Source organism: Paenibacillus kyungheensis (assembly GCF_028606985.1).
Taxonomy (GTDB): Bacteria; Bacillota; Bacilli; order Paenibacillales; family Paenibacillaceae; genus Saccharibacillus; species Saccharibacillus kyungheensis.
In genome coordinates, this window is sequence record NZ_CP117416.1 from 2,472,456 (window position 1) to 2,495,399 (window position 22,944).

Annotated in this window: 1 protein-coding gene and 3 pseudogenes; all 4 read left to right on the forward strand. The window is 38.8% G+C overall.

Annotation, left to right across the window (positions count from 1 at the left end):
• Positions 1–210: 210 nt before the first annotated feature.
• A pseudogene (locus tag PQ456_RS22995) lies at positions 211–744 on the forward strand (class I SAM-dependent methyltransferase); the annotation flags it as partial.
• A gap of 198 nt (positions 745–942) precedes the next feature.
• Positions 943–3,540 (forward strand): annotated as a pseudogene (locus PQ456_RS23000) (beta-ketoacyl synthase N-terminal-like domain-containing protein); the annotation flags it as partial.
• Positions 3,541–3,654: 114 nt separating this feature from the next.
• Positions 3,655–5,541: pseudogene (locus PQ456_RS23005) on the forward strand (SDR family oxidoreductase); the annotation flags it as partial.
• Positions 5,542–5,580: 39 nt separating this feature from the next.
• The gene (locus PQ456_RS10860; RefSeq protein ID WP_273616147.1) at positions 5,581–22,938 is read left to right on the forward strand and encodes an SDR family NAD(P)-dependent oxidoreductase; all 17,358 of its coding nucleotides are present in this window, start codon (positions 5,581–5,583) and stop codon (positions 22,936–22,938) included.
• Positions 22,939–22,944 lie beyond the last annotated feature (6 nt).

Sequence of the window (22,944 nt, forward strand, 5' to 3'; positions counted from 1 at the left end):
GTATGGAACAACTGGACAGAACACAAAGAACAATGGTTAAAAGATGATAACATGCGTGCCAAAGTGATTTTAGCTGAAACGATGCTCTTGTCCTTACCTGATATTTTACATGGTGATAAGCCAGCAACCGACTTGATGTTTTCACATGCTTCGATGGATCTGGTAGAAGGAATCTACAAGCACAATAAGATAGCAGATCATTTTAATCATATGGTTGCAGATCAGGTCATTGCTCAGATTCAAACCATAGATCAGAAGAGTAATTCTAAATCATTGCGTATTTTGGAAATAGGAGCAGGCACAGGTGGAACAAGCGCTTTATTATTTTCCAGATTAGAACCGTATGCAGCATATATAGAAGAATATGCGTATACTGATATTTCCAAATCTTTTCTCAATCATGCTCGTAAACATTATGGGATTCACTACGATTATTTAACATATCATCTTCTAAATATTGAAGAATCTATGCTGAATCAGCAGATTGATATAGGTGGTTACGATCTAGTCTTAGCGACCAATGTGCTACACGCTACACGCGATATTCGTTTAACTTTACGTAATGCCAAAGCGTTATTAAAAAAAGACGGTCAAATCATTATTAATGAAATTATTGAATATTCTTTGTTTAATCATGTCACTTTTGGTCTGCTTCAAGGATGGTGGTTGTATGAAGATCCGGTATTGCGTATTCCGGGTTGTCCGTTGCTGACTCCTAAGCAATGGAGCAATGTACTGGAACAAGAAGGATATCAGCAGATTACGTATCCAACGGTAGAGACTGAATTTCTAGGGCAACAGGTGATCACTGCTATAAGTGATGGAATTGTTCGTCAGAAAAAAGAAATCGCTATTCCTAAACATCATGATGCAGAGAAAATGATCCAACAACCTGTAACAACAAAAGAAGTATCCAACAAAGTCACTTTGACATCAACAACACAACAATCTGAAGAGTTAGTAAAACAGAAAAGTATGGAGCACTTCAAAGTAGTCATTGGACAGATTTTGGAAGTGGAACCCGATAGTATAGATGTTAGTGAAGAACTTGAAATGTATGGTATGGATTCTATTTTAATTATTCAATTAACAGATGAACTGAATAAAGTCATGGAAGAGCACGTGAGTAGTGTGCTCTTTTTTGAATACTCTACTATAGCCTCGTTAGTCGAGTATTTTATCACCAATCGCTATCAAGCTTTGATGAAGATGTTGGGAGAAAAAGTAGAGTCAGATTCCGAAGAAAGTACTGATCCTATTGCAACTGTAAATGTGCTAGAAGAGGTTATTCCTTATACTTCTACAGTGATCACAGAACCATTAGTTGAACCTGATACTGAATCTATAACATCAACTGCATCAACAGATTCACGCCAACAAGATATCGCTATTATTGGACTAGCAGGTCGATATGCACAAGCCGATGATATGGATGAATTCTGGAATCAACTACAACAAGGTAAAAGTGCTATTACCGAAATACCTACCGAGCGCTGGAAATGGCAAAATCATTACCGTTCTGAAAAAGGGCAAACCGGATTTTCTTATAGCAAGTGGGGAGGATTTATCAAAGGTATTGATACGTTTGATCCTTTATTTTTTTATATTTCTCCCAAAGAAGCAGAACAAATGGACCCGCAAGAACGACAATTTTTACAAATTGCTTATTCTTGTATTGAAGATGCCGGCTATATTCCGCAACAATTAAGTAATTCGCAAAAAGTAGGTGTATTTGTAGGTGTGATGAATGGAAACTATCCTACTGGATCATCATACTGGTCTATAGCCAATCGGGTCTCATATAGTTTTAATTTTGTAGGACCTAGTCTGGCTGTGGATACAGCATGTTCATCATCGCTAACAGCTATTCATTTAGCATTAGACAGTTTGTACAGTGGAACCAGTGACTGTGCAATTGCTGGCGGGGTGAATCTGATTGTAGATCCTGTACACTATGCACGATTATGTGAAAAAAATATGCTTTCTCCTGGAGAACAATGTCGTTCTTTTGGCGAATCTGCTGATGGATTTGTAGACGGAGAAGGAGTAGGCGCTATCGTATTAAAGCCTCTTCAGCAAGCGATACAAGATGGGGATCATATCTATGGAGTGATCAAAGGCAGTATGATCAATGCAGGTGGCAAAACCAAAGGCTATACCGTTCCTAACCCGGCGCTTCAGTCGAAAGTGGTTGCTGATGCTATACAAACATCGGGTATAGATGCACGTATGATTAGTTATATTGAAGCTCATGGTACAGGAACAGCACTAGGTGATCCTATCGAAATCGAAGGATTGCGCAGAGCATTTGCTCAACATACTACAGATACGCAATTTTGTGCGATCGGTTCTATCAAGTCTAATATCGGTCATTGCGAAAGTGCAGCAGGCATAGCCGGATTAAGTAAAATCTTATTACAATTTCAACACCAGCAATTAGTACCATCGCTTCATTCTAATCGATTGAATCCTAATATTCAGTTTGAACATACTCCTTTTCATGTTCAACAACAGTTAACAGCATGGAATAGACCACAAATTGAACAAGGTGGTTATCAAGAAGAAATACCGAGAATAGCAGGTATTTCTTCTTTTGGTGCAGGCGGAGCCAATGCTCATCTGATTGTGGCAGAGTATATGCCTGCCTTTGTTCACCAGCAACTACATGATCAGCAAGATTACAACAGTCCTCCTGTAGCTATTGTATTGTCTGCTCGTACAGAAGAACGATTACAGGTAATTATGGAGCGTTTACTTCAATACTTAGAACGTTCATCTATAAATGAAAAACAATTACCGGATATAGCTTATACTTTGCAGGTCGGGCGCGAAGCAATGGATTATCGTCTAGCTATTATCGTGTCATCTGTAGACAAATTGAAGGATGAATTGAAACAAAGTCTGCATTCTATCGACAAATCTACAAACACGTATAAAGGCTATACTTCAAGTAGCAAACAAATCCAAGCGCAATGGTCAGACGAAGATATGCAAGCTACGATCACAACATGGATTGTGAAAAGAAAATATCCTCAATTGTTAGAACTATGGGTACAAGGTATAGATATTCAATGGTCGTTAGCTTATAACGAGAATGATGTATTACCACAGCGAATGTCTTTACCAGTCTATCCATTTGCCAAAGAAAAATATTGGTATACGCCAGCAACAATACAATCTGATATTGATGTATCAGTACAATCTCAAGTGGCTTCGATAGCTGACTATATTCATCCTTTATTACACCGTAATCATTCAAGATTACAACAACAAACATTTACTTCTATATTTAGCGGAAATGAATTTTTTCTAGAACATCATCAAGTACAAGGTGTACCGATATTACCAGGAGCTGCTCATTTGGAAATGGCTTTGCAAGCGATCAGACATTCTATGCCGTTATCAAAAGGGTTAGACACAGAGCTACCTGTGCCTTTTGCATTAACTCATATCGTATGGGCGAATCCTGTATCTATTGAACAATCTTCAAAGTCAGTCCATATTCATCTGCAATTAGAACATGCACAAGACATGAGTTATGAGATTTATAGTGAACAAGATCATCAAGAACCGTTGTTATGTAGTCAGGGTAGAGCAACATTCGATATCGCATTACACAAACAAGTGCTAGATATTCATTCTATTCAACAAGCTTGTCAGTTGAAAAAATGGTCTGCTGCTGAATGTTATAAAGCTTTTGCAGCGATGGGATTATCTTATGGTGTAGCTCATCAGACGATACAATATGTGTCTGTAGGTACCGATCAATTGATCGCCAAATTATCGTTGCCAGATGTATTTGAATCTACTATTCAACCGTATATTCTTCATCCTGCATTGCTTGATGGGGCATTACAAGCTTCTATAGGATTAACGACTGGGTTTGATGGATCTATCACTTCTCCTTCGCTTCCGTTTGCTCTGCAAAGGCTTGAAGTGTTGGGGGATTGTGATACAGAAATGTGGGCACATATTCAATATAGTTCAGGCAGTCATTCCAATGATTCTATGCCTAGATTAGATATTGATATTTGTAATCGACAAGGAACGGTATGTATACGATTAAAAGAATTTGTGACACGTCGTATGCAATCTCATCATGCTCCAATTCAGCCTTCTGATGCTATAGATACTTTGGCTATAAGAAATACAGAAACAATGATGTTTACTCCAGTGTGGGAGTTAATCGATAGTATTCCTACAACACATGTGTCTGAATCGATAGAAACAATCGTGTACATTAATACTCAATCTAATGTGCCAGAAATCTGGTCAGATTTTATGCCCAATATGAATATAGTCAATATAGATGCTGGTCAATCGATCAATCAGATAACCGATCGTTTATCGATATTCAGCGAAATAGATCAAGTGATCTGGACTGCTTCACCTGAATCGATATCAGATGCACAGGAGCAAAAAAGTATTGCTTCTCAACAAAAAGAAGTTCTTTTATTTTTTCGGTTTGTCAAAAGTTTGTTAGCACTTGGTTATGGAAGCCGGTCGCTACATGTAACAGTCATTACTTATCAAGCACAACAGCTTGATCCATTTGACAATATATATCCAGCGCAAGCTGCATTACATGGATATATTGGATCACTTGCCAAAGAGTACAGTCACTGGCAAATTCGCCTTGTGGATATAGAAAACGAAGCACATATTCCAGTTGCAGATATATTATCAATCGCCCCTGATCCACAAGGGAATGCTTATCTATTTCGTGATCAAGAATGGTATCACCAACAATTACTTGCTGTTGAATATGAGCAAAACCAGACATCTACGCTCTATCGTCAAGGCGGAGTATATGTAATCATCGGTGGAGCAGGCGGAATAGGCGAAGTATGGAGCGAGTATATGATTCGTAATTACAAGGCGAATATTGTATGGATAGGTCGAAAAGAACAAAATCCACAGATTCAAGCTCAGCTAGATCGCTTGGCTCGATTAGGGAGACCTCCAGTATACATTTCAGCAGACGCTACCGATCTGAACCAATTGCAACGTGCATATCAACAGATCAAGCAACATTATGATCATATTGATGGAGTGATTCATTCTGCACTAGTCTTGTCTGATCGTAGTCTAGCCAATATGGATGAACACCAATTTTGCACAGGGCTTGCACCTAAATTAAATATTAGTGTGAATATGGCACAGGTATTTACTCAAGAATCTTTAGATTTTATTGTATTCTTTTCTTCTTTGAATTCATTTATGAAATTACCAGGACAAAGTAATTATGTTGCTGGTTGCACGTATATTGATGCGTTTGCCCGCCAGTTATCACAGTCTTGTACATGTGCAGTTAAAGTGATGAACTGGGGTTATTGGGGAAATGTTGGATCGGTTGTATCTCCAGAAGTACAGCAAAGTATGGCAAGTAAAGGCATTGGATCTATTGAGCCACCAGAAGCCAATCAAGCGCTTGAGTTGCTTTTGACCAATACATTAGATCAACTTGTAATGATTGAGACGATAGGACAACCAGAGTTGCCATTATGGAACAACAACAAAACGATTATGGTATATCAATAATCGTTTTGTTTGGGTTGCAATAAAAAGGAGTGCTCAGACATGAAAAACTTCAAGATGATGGAATCAGCGAATCAACAAATGGAAGCTGTCAATGAGCTTTTAATCCAATTATTATGGTGTCAATTGCATGCTGTAGGCTGCTTGGATAAAGATTTTGTCTGGAAAAAAGGAACACTATCGTTTTATCCTAAATGGTTAGCCGAAAGTATGACTATGCTTCAAGCGAAAGTTCAATTTTTGCCTGTTGCTACCGATCGTTTAATCGATACGAACTTATATAAACAGATGGTCAATACCTATTGGGAGAAATGGGATCAACAACTGACAAGCTGGTTACAAAATCCTGATCTTCAAGCGCAAGTAAAGCTAGTAGACCGCATGTTACGAAGTTTGCCTTCGATTTTGCAGGGAGAAAAATTAGCTACAGAAATTATGTTTCCTGAATCATCTATGCATCTGGTAGAAGGGATCTACAAATATCATTCGACTGCGGATTATTTTAATACTGTACTGGCAGAGTCTGTGTCTACCTATGTTGAGAAATGTGCACAAGCTGGCAAAAAAGTACGCATTTTAGAAATCGGGGCAGGTACAGGCGGAACAAGTGAAGTGGTGTTTGAACATTTAAAAGTATGGGAACATCATATACAGGAATATGTTTACAGTGATATTTCAAAAGCCTTTCTGATGCATGCAGAACAAAAATATGGCCCATCTGTTCCTTATTTGAACTATCAAATTATTGATTTGAAAAAGTCATTTGCTAGTCAGGATGTAGATCTAGGCGCATATGATCTGATTATTGCCAGCAATGTTCTGCATACGACAAAAAATATTCGTCATACGTTACAAACTGTGAAAACAGCGCTCAAGAAAAATGGGATGTTACTTGTGAATGAAATCACAGATAAATCATTAATCAATCATCTCACATTTGGACTACTGGAAGGTTGGTGGGCTTATGAAGATGAAGCTTTGCGTATTAGCGGTTCACCTGCATTATCCGCAGATTCCTGGAAAAAAATATTAAAACGCGAAGGTTTTCATTCGATTACATATCCTGCCTCAGAAGCTCTTATGTTCAAGCAACAGGTAATTGCTTCTCAAAGCGATGGAATTGTTATTCATACTAAACATACAATACCAGAGGTGGATGTACCTCTAAATCCATCACAACAACATATTCCAATACAACAACCTGAAGAACATGCTGATATTAACGCTGTAACCGATCAGTCTGTATTGGATTTTGTTAGTGATATCGTGCGTGGAAGTATAGCAGAAGATCTCAAAATAAGTATCGATCGCATCCAGAATAATCGTAGTTTTGCTGAATATGGTGTTGATTCTATTATTGCTGTGCACTTGGTAAATGTAATCAATAAGCGAGGACAATTATCTCTACAGACTACGGTATTGTTTGACTATAACAATGTTGATTTGTTAGTAGAGTATTTGCTAGAAGAATATTCGGATCATTTCAAACAAATGCTACAGACTATAAAAGAATCGTCTGAAGAGAATAAACAGGTACCAACGATTGAAAAGAATACAACACCTCAAAAATTGGATACGCCTATCGAAACGTTAAAAGATTCCAATACCGATCATTTTTCGTCTGAACATCATACATTTTCAGAGAATTATACCAAAGCTCAGAATGTTTCTGCTTCATCTTTTTATCAAGTTGTACTTCACCGACCGTCCGATATCCAAGAATTATCTATTCAAGCACAGGAAGTACCAGCACTTAAAGAAGATGAAGTTCGTATCGCTGTACGCGCGTTTTCTTTAAATTTTGGTGATTTATTAAGTGTAAAAGGGATGTATCCTACGATGCCTCCTTATCCATTTACTCCTGGCTTTGAAGCATCTGGAATTGTGGTTGATGTTGGTGATCGTGTTACACATATTCGTGCTGGAGAAGAAGTTGTCTTTTTTGCGAGTGAACATATGGGTGCACATGCAACAGCTATTACATGTAAAGCATCTCAAGTATTTGTCAAACCAGCAGCTCTTTCTTTTGCTGAAGCTTGTTCTTTACCGGTTGTAGCGATGACAGTTATTGCTGCTTTTCGTAAAGTACAGATCAAGCCAAAACAACGGATATTAATTCAGACTGCTACTGGCGGAGTCGGACTGATCGCTATTCAGCTAGCTAAACACTATGGAGCTGAAATCTATGCCACAGCAGGTTCACAGCACAAGTTGGATTATCTATTATCGATCGGTGTAGATCATGTGATCAATTATAGAGAAGTTGATTTTGAACAACAGATTAGACAGCTTACCAATGGTCAAGGCGTTGATATGATTCTGAACACTTTATCTGGCGATGCTTTGCAAAAAGGATTAAATAGTCTGGCTTCCAATGGAAGTTATATCGAAATCGCGATGACTGCTTTGAAAAGTGCCAAAGCGATTGATCTTTCTCAGATGGGATCGAATCAATCTTTTTATAGCTTGGACTTGAGAAAATTAAGCTTAGAGCAACCTGAACGATTAGTCGATTATTATCAGGAAATGGTAGATTGGATCGAAAAAGGAGTGATAGTTCCTCATATCGGTCAACTATTTAGATTTGATCAATTACAAGCAGCTTATCGGAATATTGAAAATCGCGAAAATATCGGCAAAATTGTAGTTACGATTCCAGAAGAATGGCAATATCAAGGTTCGCCACAGAATGATCCAGTGCCGTCTTCCAATCAGGATCGAAACTCACGCGAACCTATAGCGATTATAGGGATCAGTGGACGTTTTGCAGGTTGTAATACTCCTGATGAATTGTGGGAACATTTACAACAAGGAACAGATCTGATTCAAAGTGTATCTCGGTGGGATTTATCTAGCTATTACGATAAAGATAAACAATATTGTGATCAAGGTAGCTTTTTAGATGATATCAGTACATTTGATCCGCTATTTTTTAATATTTCAGGGCAAGAAGCAATTTATATGGACCCGCAGCAACGTATTTTTTTAGAGGAATCATGGAAAGCTTTAGAAGATGCAGGTTATGCAGGTCATTCGATCAAAGGGCAAAAATGCGGTGTTTATGTAGGTTGCACTAGCAGTGATTATCAGACATTAGTTGGTGAAAATCCACCACCTCAATCGTTTTGGGGCAAAGCAGGGTCTATTATCCCTGCACGTATTGCTTATTACTTGGACTTGCAAGGGCCTGCTATTGCTGTAGATACAGCTTGTTCTAGCTCATTAGTTGCGATTCATTTGGCTTGTCAGGCGTTATGGGGAAATGAAATTAATATGGCATTAGCCGGTGGTGTCTTTCTCCAATCTACACCTCAATTTTATCTCGATTCTAATCGGGCAGGTATGTTATCTATTCAAGGAAAATGTCATACATTTGATGAGAGAGCAGACGGGTTTGTTCCCGGAGAAGGAGCAGGCACGATAGTATTAAAACGTCTGCAAGAAGCGATAGATGATGGAGATCATATCTATGGTGTAATACAGGGAAGTGGAATCAATCAAGATGGTACAACTAATGGAATAACAGCACCAAGTTCCAAATCTCAGACTAGATTAGAACAACAAGTCTATGATTCTTTTGCTATTAATCCAGCTCATATTCAAATGGTAGAAGCTCATGGTACTGGAACTAAGTTAGGCGATCCTATTGAATATCAAGCATTAACAAAATCTTTTAGCGCCTATACAAATGAGCAACAATATTGCGCAATCGGTTCTATCAAAACCAATATCGGACATTTGGCGACAGCAGCAGGTATTGCCGGTGTTCTCAAAATAGTGCTATCACTGAAAAACAAACAAATTCCAGCTTCTTTACATTTGGAACATGGTAATCCGGGTATATCTTTTGCAGATAGCCCTTTTTATGTAAATACAGCGACCAAAGATTGGGAAGTTCCGAGCGGTCAAGTGCGACGTGCGGCGATTAGCTCATTTGGATTTAGCGGAACGAATGCTCATATGGTGATCGAAGAAGCACCGCAGCATTTGCAACCCTCTCCAGTATCCAAAGCTGGATATCTGATCGTATTATCTGCGCGTACCGAGCAACAATTACGCTTACAAGCACAACAATTACTATATTGGAATATAAATCACACAGCAGATTGTGCTGCGATTAGTTATACGTTATTGAGTGGTAGACAGCATTTAAATCACCGTTTGGCTTGTATTATTCACAGTCAGCAAGAATTGACTACATGTCTACAGCAATGGGTAGAGCAAGGACAATCTTCTCAGGTAACTGTTGGGCAAGTGAACCGAAGTGAAAACCGTGAACAGCTGTCATTCAAAAAGTATGCAGAAGACTGTATTCAGAAGTGTCAACAAGATAGACAAGATCCTTCTTATCTTGAATATCTATCCGCTGTAAAAGAAGTATTTATACAAGGATATGATGGTAATATGGGCGATATTTTTGTGAAAAAAGAACAACAACGAATACCACTGCCAACATATCCGTTTGCCAAAAATCAATACTGGATTCCGACTACGCCTTCACAACAAAAAGGCTTCACCTCTTCTCAAGCGGTAGTTGTTGAATCTATTCATCCATTGATGCACCGAAATACGTCAGACTTGCAACAACAAAAATATAGTTCTACCTTTACAGGCAATGAGTTCTTTTTCCGGGATCATATTGTACAAGGCGATAAAGTCTTACCAGGCGTTGCGCATCTAGAATGGATACGCATAGCTATTACAGAAGCAGTAGGTGGAATTGCTGAAGATCAAATAATGCAACTTAAAAATATCGTGTGGGCCAGTCCTTTACGTTTGGAAGTCGAGCCGTTCATAGCTCATATTGATCTATATGTCGAATCCAATGGCGAACTGTCTTTTGAGATTTATAGCGATGCAACAGCCAATAGAGAGCGCCTTGTATACAGTCAAGGATCAGCATCTATTATAGACAATACACAGCCTGTAGCTATAGACATTGCTGATCTGCAACATCAGTATTCAATCAGTCCTATAAGTGCTAATCAATTTTATGAGCAATCACAGAAAAATGGAATAGCATTAGGGAACAGCTTAAAAGGAATAGAAGTCGTCTATACAAAAGCAACAAATGATCATGACGTGTTGGCGCGCCTTAAAATGCCTGTGAGTCAGTTACCTGATCAAGAATCATATCAATTGCATCCTAGTATGATGGATTCTGCTTTACAAGTAGCGATAGGCTATACGATAGGAACGGTAAGCAATCCGGCATATCAAGGCAAATCTACACTTCCATTTACATTGCAGAAGTTAGAGATATTTCAGCCATGTCTTTCAGAAATGTGGGTATTGGCAAGATATAGTGCTGGCAGTACAGCGAATGATAAAGTTCATAAATTGGATATTGATCTGTGTGACGATGAAGGTAATGTCTGTGTTCGTTTTCATGGATTTACGGCTAGAACATTAGAGCATACAGTAACAGCTTCTTCACATCATCATGATTCTGTATTACTAACACCAACTTGGACAGAATATCCAGTCATATCCGACTTACAAGATTCTGTTCATAATGATAAAAATATTCATCATATCGTAGTATTATCTCCACCTTTTGCTGCCCGATATGAGGAGATTCGTACACAGCTGCCAGATGTACACTGTGTTATTTTACAAGAAGAAGAGGTTACCTATCTCACTGAAGAAGAACAGAGTGCTCATTTATTTACAAGTTGTACTTTGCAACTGATAGACCTGCTCAAACAATCGCTGTCTACTTCTTCCGAAAAGGTATTGCTTCAACTGATCGTACCTGATAGAGAAAAGTATCAGATGTTACTTGGGTTAGCTGCGACACTACAGACGGCTCAACAAGAATACAGCAAGTTGCAAGCCCAATGTATTCAAATGAACCTTCAAGAAATAGCTACAGGCATAACAAGCAAAATCAAACAAAATCGTCATGAGTCGGTTGCAATTGTACGTTATGAAGATCAGATTCGTTATGTACGTGATTGGAAGAAGTGGGAATCTTCATTATCCAAATCTCCACAGATTCTATGGAAAGATCAGGGTCATTATTTAATTACAGGAGGCCTTGGCGGTCTTGGATTTATTTTTGCGCAGGAGATTATTCAACAGACGCATCAAGCAACGATTATTATTGTAGGGCGTTCACCGCTAGATCATGTGATGCAAGAAAAGTTAGACCAATTACAAGATCATCAAGCTCAAATTCACTATATCGTAGCAGACATTACGATAGCAGAAGATGTGAATACTATGATGTATCAAATTCGCTCGATCTGCGGAAATCTACATGGCATTATTCATAGTGCAGGTGTACATCGAGATCATTATATCCAGCACAAAGTAAACGAAGAAATCGAAGAAGTATTGGCTCCTAAAGTTAAAGGAACATTATTACTAGATCAAGTCAGCGCAGAGATGCAACTTGATTTTTTTGTGCTGTTCTCTTCTTTAGCTTCAGTGATAGGCAATACCGGTCAAGCTGATTATGCAGCGGCGAATGCTTTTATGGATTTATTTGCTTCCGAGCGTAATCGCAAAGTAATCTATCAACAGCGCTCAGGTAAGACATTATCGCTTAACTTTCCGCTCTGGGAAGATGGAGGTATGCAGGTAAATACGGCAGAACGTACACGAATTCAAAACAAACTAGGTATGATCCCTATGGATACTGCTACAGGTATGCAGTTATTTTATCAAGCGATGCAAAGTCAACAAGATCAGGTTGTCGTAATGCATGGCGATACGGATAAGTTTCAATCGCTATTACAACCTGTTAGATCAAAACGATTAACGAAGCAGAATCCGGCTACTATTCCGCATAATGATCAAGATACATCTATACTGGATCAATCTAGCGCTAAAACAATTGAAACCCACCAGACTGTATTGATTGAGAAAATGCAGTCTGCTCTAATTCATATCGTTTCTCATATGCTGAAAGTAAGTCCGAAAGACATTTATCCTGATGTCGAGTTAAGTGAATATGGATTTGATTCGATCTCATTTACAGACTTCTCGAACCAGTTAAATGATAAATATCAATTGGACCTAACGCCAACTGTCTTTTTCGAGTATTCAACTATTTATACATTAGCCAGACATTTGATAACTGCGTATTCCGAACAGTTAACATCTATATTGATGCCAAATGTTCAAAGAAAAGTCGATAGTGCTTCGGATTCGGCGAAAGTAGTAAATACCGAACTTGACCAAGAAGTGAAATCGACCAAGAGTGAGGCAATTGCTCAAGCACGCTCACGTTTTCAAAAGCCAGCAGAGCCAGTACATGAACCTGTCTCTTCTACAGAAACAGATCAAAGTCCAGACCCTGTAGCGATTATAGGGATAAGTGGTAGATTCCCGATGGCAGACGATATTCATGAACTCTGGGAAAATTTAATAGAAGGTAAAGATTGTATTTCCGAGATTCCTGCGGATCGTTGGGATTGGAAAGCTTATTATGGTGACCCGTATCAAGAAAAGAACAAAACGAATATCAAATGGGGAAGTTTTATAGACGGAGTAGCCGACTTTGATCCGATGTTTTTTGGCATTTCTCCTCGTGAAGCAGAATTAATGGACCCACAACAGCGTCTAATGATGATGTATATCTGGAAAGCGATAGAAGATGCAGGTTATGCGCCTTCTAGTCTGTCTGGTAGCAAAATGGGGATTTTTGTAGGTACTGCTAATAGTGGATATAGTCATCTTCTGTCTCAAGCAGATACAGAGATTGAAGGATATTCATCGACAGGTAGTGTGTCATCTGTAGGACCGAATCGAATGAGCTTTTTTCTAAATGTAAATGGCCCGAGTGAACCTATCGAAACAGCATGTTCAAGTTCTCTTGTAGCTCTTCATCGAGCGGTACAAGCGATTCATAATGGAGATTGTGATACCGCAGTAGTAGGTGGAGTCAACACTATTCTTGATCCTGATTACCATATTAGCTTTAACAAAGCAGGCATGTTAAGTCAGGATGGTCGTTGCAAAACATTTTCGGATCAAGTTAACGGTTATGTGCGCGGAGAAGGCGTAGGAATGATTTTTGTCAAACGCTTAAAAGATGCCGAGCAAGCAGGCGATCATATTTATGGATTGATTCGTGGTACAAATGAAAATCATGGTGGAAGAGCTACCTCGTTGACTGCACCTAATCCAAGAGCTCAAGCCGATTTGATCAAATCAGTCTATAGTCGTGCTCATATTGATCCAGCAACGATCAGCTATATTGAAGCTCATGGAACAGGTACTCCACTAGGTGATCCGATTGAGATCAATGGTCTGAAAATGGCATTTAATGAATTAGGTTATGATGTTACGCTGAATACAGCCACATGCGGATTAGGATCTATCAAGACCAATATTGGACATTTGGAATTAGCAGCCGGTATTGCAGGAATCATTAAAGTATTATTGCAAATGAAATATAAAACACTGGTAAAAACAGTACATTTTGAACAGCTAAATCCTTATATCCAATTAGATCAGAGTCCATTTTATGTGGTGGATACAAACCGACCGTGGACACCTTTAGAGGATCAAGAAGGAAATATATTGCCACGTCGAGCAGGAGTTAGTTCGTTTGGATTTGGCGGTGTGAATACTCATGTATTGGTGGAAGAGTATATACCTTCTTCTACAGATCAAGTTATAGCAACTAGATATGAAGAACCAGTATGTATTGTATTATCTGCACGAACTGAACAACGTTTACGAGAACAAGCCAAGCAATTACGAACAGCTATGCAGTCTGATCAATATACTGATCATGAGTTAGAGCGGATTGCTTACACATTGCAAGTCGGTAGAGAAGCGATGGAAGAAAGGTTGGCTATGCGTGTATCTTCGATCAACGAACTTGTCACTCTATTAAATAAGTATATTGAGCAAGATGATTCTTCATGGAACGATGACATTTATACTGGACAAGTTAAACGGGATCAGGAAGTGCTTGAATTTCTAACAGCAGATGAAGATATGCAAGAAACAGTACAACGCTGGCTCGAAAAAGGCAAATATCATAAGTTGTTAAAACTATGGGTAAAAGGGATGGATATTGATTGGTCAACCTTGTATACCCATCGTTCATTACAACGAATTAGTTTGCCGACCTATGCTTTTGAACGTAAACGGTATTGGATTCCTAACCGATCAAAAGTAGATTCTAATTCATATGCGATAGCCAATTCATCCCATATGCATATGATCCATCCATTGCTTCATCATAATACATCTACACTGACTCAGCAGAGATTCACATCTACATTTACAGGAGAAGAATTTTTCCTGAAGGATCATGTGATTAAAGGTCAGAAGATCTTACCGGGTGTTGCTTACTTGGAAATGGTACGGGCTTCTGTCGTACAAGCGATGGAACTTACTAAGCACGATCTATCGATAATTGTTTTGCAAAATGTAAACTGGATACGTCCGATAGCTGTAGATCAGCAACCTGTACAGATTCATATTCAGTTGATCCCGCAAGAGAATCAGCTACTGAATTATGAAATTTATAGTCAGCAAGAAGATATGCTAACTACTCTGTATAGTCAGGGAACAGTAACAGTTGTTCCAACTGAAAAAGGATACAAAGAAATCAATATTGCTGCTCTTCTAGAAAGTTGTGATCAGCACATGATTACAGCAGCAGAATGTTATGATTCTTTCCAACAAGTAGGACTCTCGTATGGCCCTGCTCAACAAGCTATACAAAATATCTATACCGGGCATCAGCAAGCGATCGCTCAATTGTTATTGCCATCAACCGTATCACATACAGCAGAACAATATATATTACATCCAAGTATGATGGATGCCGCTATTCAAGCATGTATCGGATTACCTTCACTAGGGTATGAATCGGTGACTCCATTTGCTTTGGATCAAATGAACATATATCAACCTTGTACATCTACAATGTGGGTCTGGGTACGTTATCAAGATACGGTAGAACAGCAGAGTTCTTTGGACAAAGTAGATATTGATATCTGCAATGAACACGGACAGATCTGTATTGAGATTAAAGGTCTGAATATTATTCATTTAAGCCCTAATCAAGATCAGCTACAGCATACTGATAGCGCTCCACCTGTCGGTGCATTGATGCAATATCCTGTATGGGATAATGTTATTCCTGAATATACAGCCTCTCATATGGAGTCTTCAACACATATTCTATGCATAGGAGAGACTCCAACATTGTGGTTGAATCTCATTCAGGATTATCCGCATATCCGATATGCACAATTAGCAATAGATGCCGATGTCGAGCAGATCGTTGCTCTGTTAGAAAAAGAACCTGCAATCGATCATATCGTATGGTCTGTATCTAATACTGTTCAACTTGATCTTTTACATGTGCCTCTACAGCAACCTGCCAAAGGAATATTACAAGTATTTCGCATATTGAAATCATTGTTGCAGTTAGGATATGGAGAAAAAGATCTATCATGGACTATTGTGACTGCACAGACGCAATCCTTATCCATAGCAGAAAAGGCTTATGCAGAACATGCAGGGATTGCAGGTCTGGTCGGTTCTATGGCCAAAGAATATTCAAATTGGAATATCCACCATGTGGATTTGGAAGAAAATATGCATGTGGTTGCGCATGATGTGTTGACTTTACCTGTGGATCAGGAAGGCAATACATGGATGTATCGTGAACATCAGTGGTATCGTCAACAGTTAATGGTGGTTGATGCCAAAGACGAATCATCCACTTATTTTCAACAGAATGGTGTCTATGTTGTTATTGGTGGAGCAGGCGGAATTGGTGAAGTATGGAGTCAGTATATGATTCAGACGTATAACGCGCGAATGATCTGGATAGGCAGACGACCACTGAATTCACAAATTCAAGACAAAATCGATCGCTTAGGTCAGCAGGGAATCGCACCTCTTTATATCGCTGCTGATGCATCTGATCTACAAAGCCTAACAGAAGCTTACCGAATGATTAAACAATCGTATTCGTCGATTAATGGGGTTATCCATTCAGCAGTAGGAATTATGGATGCTAGCCTGAGTCATATGGAAGAAGATCATTTTCAAACCAGTCTGTCTGCCAAAATAGATATCAGTCTTGCTATGATGCAAGTATTTGCAAAAGAATCATTAGACATTGTTCTATTCTTTTCTTCGATGAGTTCATTTAGTAAGCCGATCGGTCAGAGTAGTTATGCGGCGGGTTGTACTTTTACAGATACATTTGCGAACGAGATGAGAAGAGTATTTGAATTTCCGATCAAAGTTATAAGTTGGGGATACTGGGGCGATATCGGAATTGCGGAGAAAGTGCCTTCTGCTTTCAAACAACGATTAATACAATCAGGAATAGGATTTATAGAGCCGTCTGAGGCTATGCAAGCTGTTGAATATTTAGTGGGTAATCCTATCGATCATATGGCTTTTATTCATACGACTCAACCGGATGCAGTTCTCAATACACATTCAGATGAGAAATTATGGATTGCACCGAAAGTAGAAGCTGTTGCTATAGAGTCATTACAACGTGGTCATACGGATGATTCTAAAGTGAATTCTCTGATACAAACGATGCAAATATTTGATCGAGAATTAGAAACGTTGTTAGCGCATCTATTGTATGTTCAGTTACAACAGGCACAGTGTTTGGAGCATAATGATAATATTATGCCTATATATGAATGCTGGTTAGAAAGCAGTCGATGGATATTAAAACAAAAAAATATAGATGATTCCTATGGAGCTACTGAACAGATGTGGAATCAATGGCAACAGAGAAAAGAAGTATGGAGTCAGCATCCTGATCTACAAGCACAAGTGGTATTGGTAGATACGATGTTAAAGCATCTTCCCGATATTATTCAGGGTAAGGTGTTAGCTACAGATATTATGTTCCCGGATGCTTCGATGTCTTTACTTGAGAATTTGTACAAAAACAATGCGGTTGCAGATTATTTTAACGAAAAGCTAGCAGATACCATTGTGTCTTATATTCAAATAAGATTGCAAAATGATCCATCTGCGTCTATTCGTATCTTGGAAGCAGGAGCAGGTACCGGAGGAACAAGTGCTATCGTCTTGAAAAAATTAAAGCCTTATACAGATTCTATTGCAGAATATGCATATACAGATCTGTCGAAGGCTTTTTTGAATCGAGCAGAAATGATGTTTGGTCAAGATTATCCTTATCTTAACTATCAGCTCTTTAATGTTGAAAAACCAGCGCAAGAACAATCACTAGCAATAGGTAGCTATGATATCGTTATTGCTGCAAATGTGCTACATGCTACACAAAATATTAAACGTACATCCAAACATATTCATTCTCTTCTAAAACAGAATGGATTGTTATTGTTAAATGAACTCAATCGTAGCACATTGTTTAGTCATCTTACTTTTGGATTGTTAGAAGGTTGGTGGATGTATGAAGATGCTTTTATACGTATTCCAGGATCACCTGTACTAGATCAACATCACTGGCGTAAAACCCTTGAATATACAGGTTTTCATACAGTGACATTCCCTGCACAATATGCTGAACCGTTAGGACAACAAATTGTTGTAGCAGCTAGCCATGGATTGATTCGGTTACCACGATCTCAATCAAGTAATGCTATATATGACAGTAAAAATCACAAGGCAGAGGAACAAGTCCAGACTATAGATACGATATCTACAGCCAAAGATATCTATGATTCACAAGAACAAAAGCAAGAAAAGATTTATGTGAGTGCTAAGCCAGCTACTCCAGAACCGATTACTGAAGAAATGCTACTGCAACACAGTAAGCCTTATTTTCAGCAATTAATTGGGGAACTGGTCAAGCTTCCTTATGAACAGATTGATATCTCAGAGCCGCTAGAGAAATACGGGATTGATTCTATATTGATAGTGCAGTTAACTAATAAGCTTCGTAAACATTTCGATCCGATTAGTAGCACTTTGTTTTTTGAACATCAGTCTTTGGCAGCGCTTATCCAGTATTTTATAAAAGAACATCAGCAACAACTCATTGAATTATTGGAGATTAAGCCGTCTCTTGCAACAACCGTATCTGCAACTGCATCGTTCACTAACGATAGCTCTCAAGTGATCTCGGATAAAAAGTATCGTCCATTAAAAATGCCTGTACAAGAAGTAAAAGTAACAGAATCAATAGAACCAGAACCAACAGTATCGGAACCAATAGCATCATCTATATCCCAATCAGTGGTTTCAGTTCAACCCATTCCATCGATATCGCAACAAGAGCCGATAGCGATTATTGGTATGAGTGGACGCTATCCACAAGCGGATAATTTGGAACAATACTGGTACAACCTTGAACATGGAATAGATTGTATTAGTGAAATACCTGAAGAACGCTGGTCTATCGAAGGATTTTATAATGCTGATCGTAAGCGTGCAGCAGCTCAAGGACAAAGTTATAGCAAATGGGGCGGATTTATCAATGGATTTGCAGATTTTGATCCTTTGTTTTTCAAGCTATCGCCACGAGAAGCAATCAATATGGACCCACAGGAACGCATTTTTCTACAATCTGTATGGGAATCGTTAGAAGATGCCGGGCATACTAGGCAAAAGCTGGCAGAACACTATCACAGCAAAGTCGGTGTATTCGCGGGTATTACCAAAACAGGCTATAACTTGTACGGGCCAGAGCTATGGAAGCAGGGAAGTGATTTATTTCCAATGACTTCATTTAGCTCGGTAGCGAATCGGGTATCATATTTGCTCGACCTCCATGGTCCTAGTAAGCCTGTAGATACGATGTGTTCTTCTTCGTTAACAGCAATTCACGAAGCTTGTGAAAGTATACGTAGTGGAGCTTGCGAATTAGCGATTGCTGGAGGGGTGAACCTATATCTGCATCCATCTAATTATATTGGTCTATGTGCTCAACAGATGCTGGCAGCAGATCATAAATGCAAAAGTTTTGCAGAGCAAGCCGATGGATTTGTACCGGGCGAAGGTGTAGGGGTATTGCTACTCAAGCCACTTTCAAAAGCTATAGCAGATGGAGATGCGATTCACGCTATTATTCGCGGAACAGGTATTAATCATGGTGGCAAAACCAATGGATATATGGTTCCTAATCCGACAGCTCAAGCTAATCTGATTCGCGATACGATGGATCAAGCAGGCATTCATGCCGAGGAGATTAGTTATATTGAAGCGCATGGTACAGGTACATCACTAGGTGATCCTATTGAAGTATCCGGCTTAACCAAAGCATTTCGTATAGATACTCAAGAGCAACAATATTGTGCAATCGGTTCTGTCAAAAGCAATATGGGACATCTTGAATCAGCGGCAGGTATTGCAGGAGTGACCAAAATTATTTTGCAAATGAAACATCAAAAAATAGTGCCTACATTACATGCCAGTACACTTAATCCAGAGATTCCATTTGCGCAGACGCCTTTTGTTGTTCAGCAACATTTGTCAGATTGGAAAAGACCGCATATTCATATCAATAGTCAATTAAAAGAAGTGCCGCGTATTGCTGGAATTTCTTCTTTTGGTGCAGGCGGATCTAACGCGCATGTCATTTTAGAAGAATATATCGCACAGCAGACTGAGAAAAAACCACAGTCCGAACCTATTGATGTTCAGCCAGCAATGATTGTATTGTCTGCTCGTCAGTCAGAGCAATTGATTGAACGTGCTCATCAATTACTTGCTTTTGTAGAGAGCACTGTATCGTCTGAGCCTTCATTAGCAGATATTGCTTATACTCTGCAAGTGGGTAGAGAAGCGATGGAAGAGCGTATAGGTTGGATTGTACACTCAATAGCGGATTTGAAAGAAAAATTATCATCTTTTATTCAACAACCTGAGGATACTAGTACTCATAATTATCAAGGGACTGTGAAACGTTTATTTGATATTACGTCTGTTTTTGACTCTGAAGAACATATGCAACAGATCGTCAATGAGCATTATTTACAGGGTCAGTATGATGTTCTTTTAAAATTATGGATACAAGGTGCACCGATTAGATGGAACAAGCTCAATCATTATGTCACAAGCCATATCATTCATTTACCTGCGTATCCTTTTGCAAAAGAAAAATATTGGTTAGCGCCTGCACAGATGAATACATCGCTACCAGAGCAAAAGAGGCTTTTAAATGAAGGAAAAGTAATGCATCATACGGCTTTGCATCCTTTGTTACATCGCAATACTTCTCAATTATCAGAGCAACGATTTACATCTATATTCAGTGGTCAAGAGTTTTTCTTCGCAGATCATATAGTGAACGAAGCCTCCATTTTGCCAGGAGTGGCTTATTTGGAAATGGTTCGCGAAGCGATTGCGCAATCAACAAGTGCATCATTAGATCATAGTATGTGGTCGTTAGAAAATATAATCTGGGCAACACCAATTCGTATAGAAGAAATAGAGTTAGCTGTGCATGTTGCGTTATATGCAGAAGATGAAAATCATATTCAATATGAAGTGTATACAGAAAAAGATACTGCAAGAACGATTCATAGTCAGGGTAGAGCGATCAAATCATCTTTAATAGATGCACCGGGACTCGATTTATCTCATATTCAACAGTCTATGACAGAAGAGATTCTACCATCTACATGTTATAAGCAGTTTGAGCAGATGGGTCTGCATTATGGAGATCGCTTGCAAAGTATTACTTCTTTACAACTAGGTACAAAAGGTGTTCTAGCCAGATTGAATCTACCTGCAACGCTGGAAGATTCTTTTTCTTCCTATGTTCTGCATCCAAGTATGATGGATGGAGCATTGCAAGCTTCGATCGGTCTGATCTTCAGTGATAATACGTCAGCACCTATGCCAAATCGTCCACGATTGCCATTTGCATTGGAGCAGATTCGGATATTTAGTGCATGTTCTACATCGATGTGGTCTTATATTCGTTATAGCGAAGGAAGTGATCCGATGGATAAAGTACAGAAATTAGATATTGATATTTGTCATGAAAATGGAGAAATCTGTGCCAGTCTAAAAGGATTTACCAGCAAACGTTTAGAATATTCTGAAGCTTCATCATATCCTAAAGAAACTGTAATGTTAGTACCCGAATGGTTGGAGCAAGATATCGTCACAGTACCTGAAATTTCATTTCAGCAACATATGATTATGATCTGTAGTCCTTCTGCACATATAGCTGAACAGGTTCGACAAGAACTTCCTGAAGCATTATGTATCCAGCTTGGTTGTCATGAAAGTCTACCGTTAGAACAACGATTTGGAAAAACAGCTTTAGAAGCATTTACTCAAGTTCAACAACTGTTGCAGTCCAAGCCGGAAGGTTCTATTCTGGTGCAATTAGTGGTTGTGAATGACCAAGACTATCAACTGTATACTGCGCTTTCAGCTATGTTAAAAACAGCAGAGTTAGAAAAGCCGCAGTTGATTGTACAGATGATAGAATTAGACGCTTTAGCTGCTGCTTTTCATCCAGTAGACAAATTATGTGAATGTAGAGATAGTGCAGGAGATACGCATATTTCTTATCATAATCATCAAAGATATATTTCAACATGGCAAGAATTTGTTCCTAACGCCACCTCTGTAAAACAGGCATGGAAAGATCGAAATGTCTATTTAATTACAGGCGGAATGGGAGGAATCGGTTATCTGATTGCGCAAGATATAGCACAAACAGTTACAGAGCCGATTTTGATTATGACAGGTCGCTCTAGATTAGATAAAGATATTCAGATCAAATTAGATACATTGCAAGCGTATGGCGCTCAAGCTTTTTATTATGTATCTGATATTGCTAATAAAGAAGAAGTATCTGCATTGATGAACACGATACGCATGGAATTCGGTCAATTAAATGGAATCATACACAGTGCAGGTGTGTTAAAAGATAGCTTTATGATTAGAAAAACGCCTGAAGAATGGAACCATGTATTAGCAGCCAAAGTGAATGGAACTCTATATTTAGATCAATACAGTCAATCATTTGAGTTGGATTTCTTTGTTCTTTTCTCATCTCTAGCAGGTGTTCTCGGCAATATAGGACAGAGCGATTACGCAACAGCGAATGCTTTTATGGATCAATATGCTCATTATCGGAATAAATTGGTCTATACCGCCAAGCGAACAGGTCATACACTATCTGTAAACTGGCCTCTTTGGGAAGAAGGAGGAATGCAGATGGACACACAAAGTACTTCTTCGATGAAGCAAATGTCTGGAATGTTTCCTATCGATCATTCCACAGCTATACATGCACTACAACAAGCGTTAGAACATGAACAATCTCAAATCGTAGTGATGTACGGCAATGGTGCACAAATTCGCAGTTTTATGGATGTGGACAAAGGAAGAGAAATGGATGTACAAGATAAATATTTTTTAGAACTGTTTGATCATATTCAAAGCGGGCAATATTCGTTAGAACAATTAGTAGAACAGTATAATCAGACAAAGCCATTTTAAAAAGAA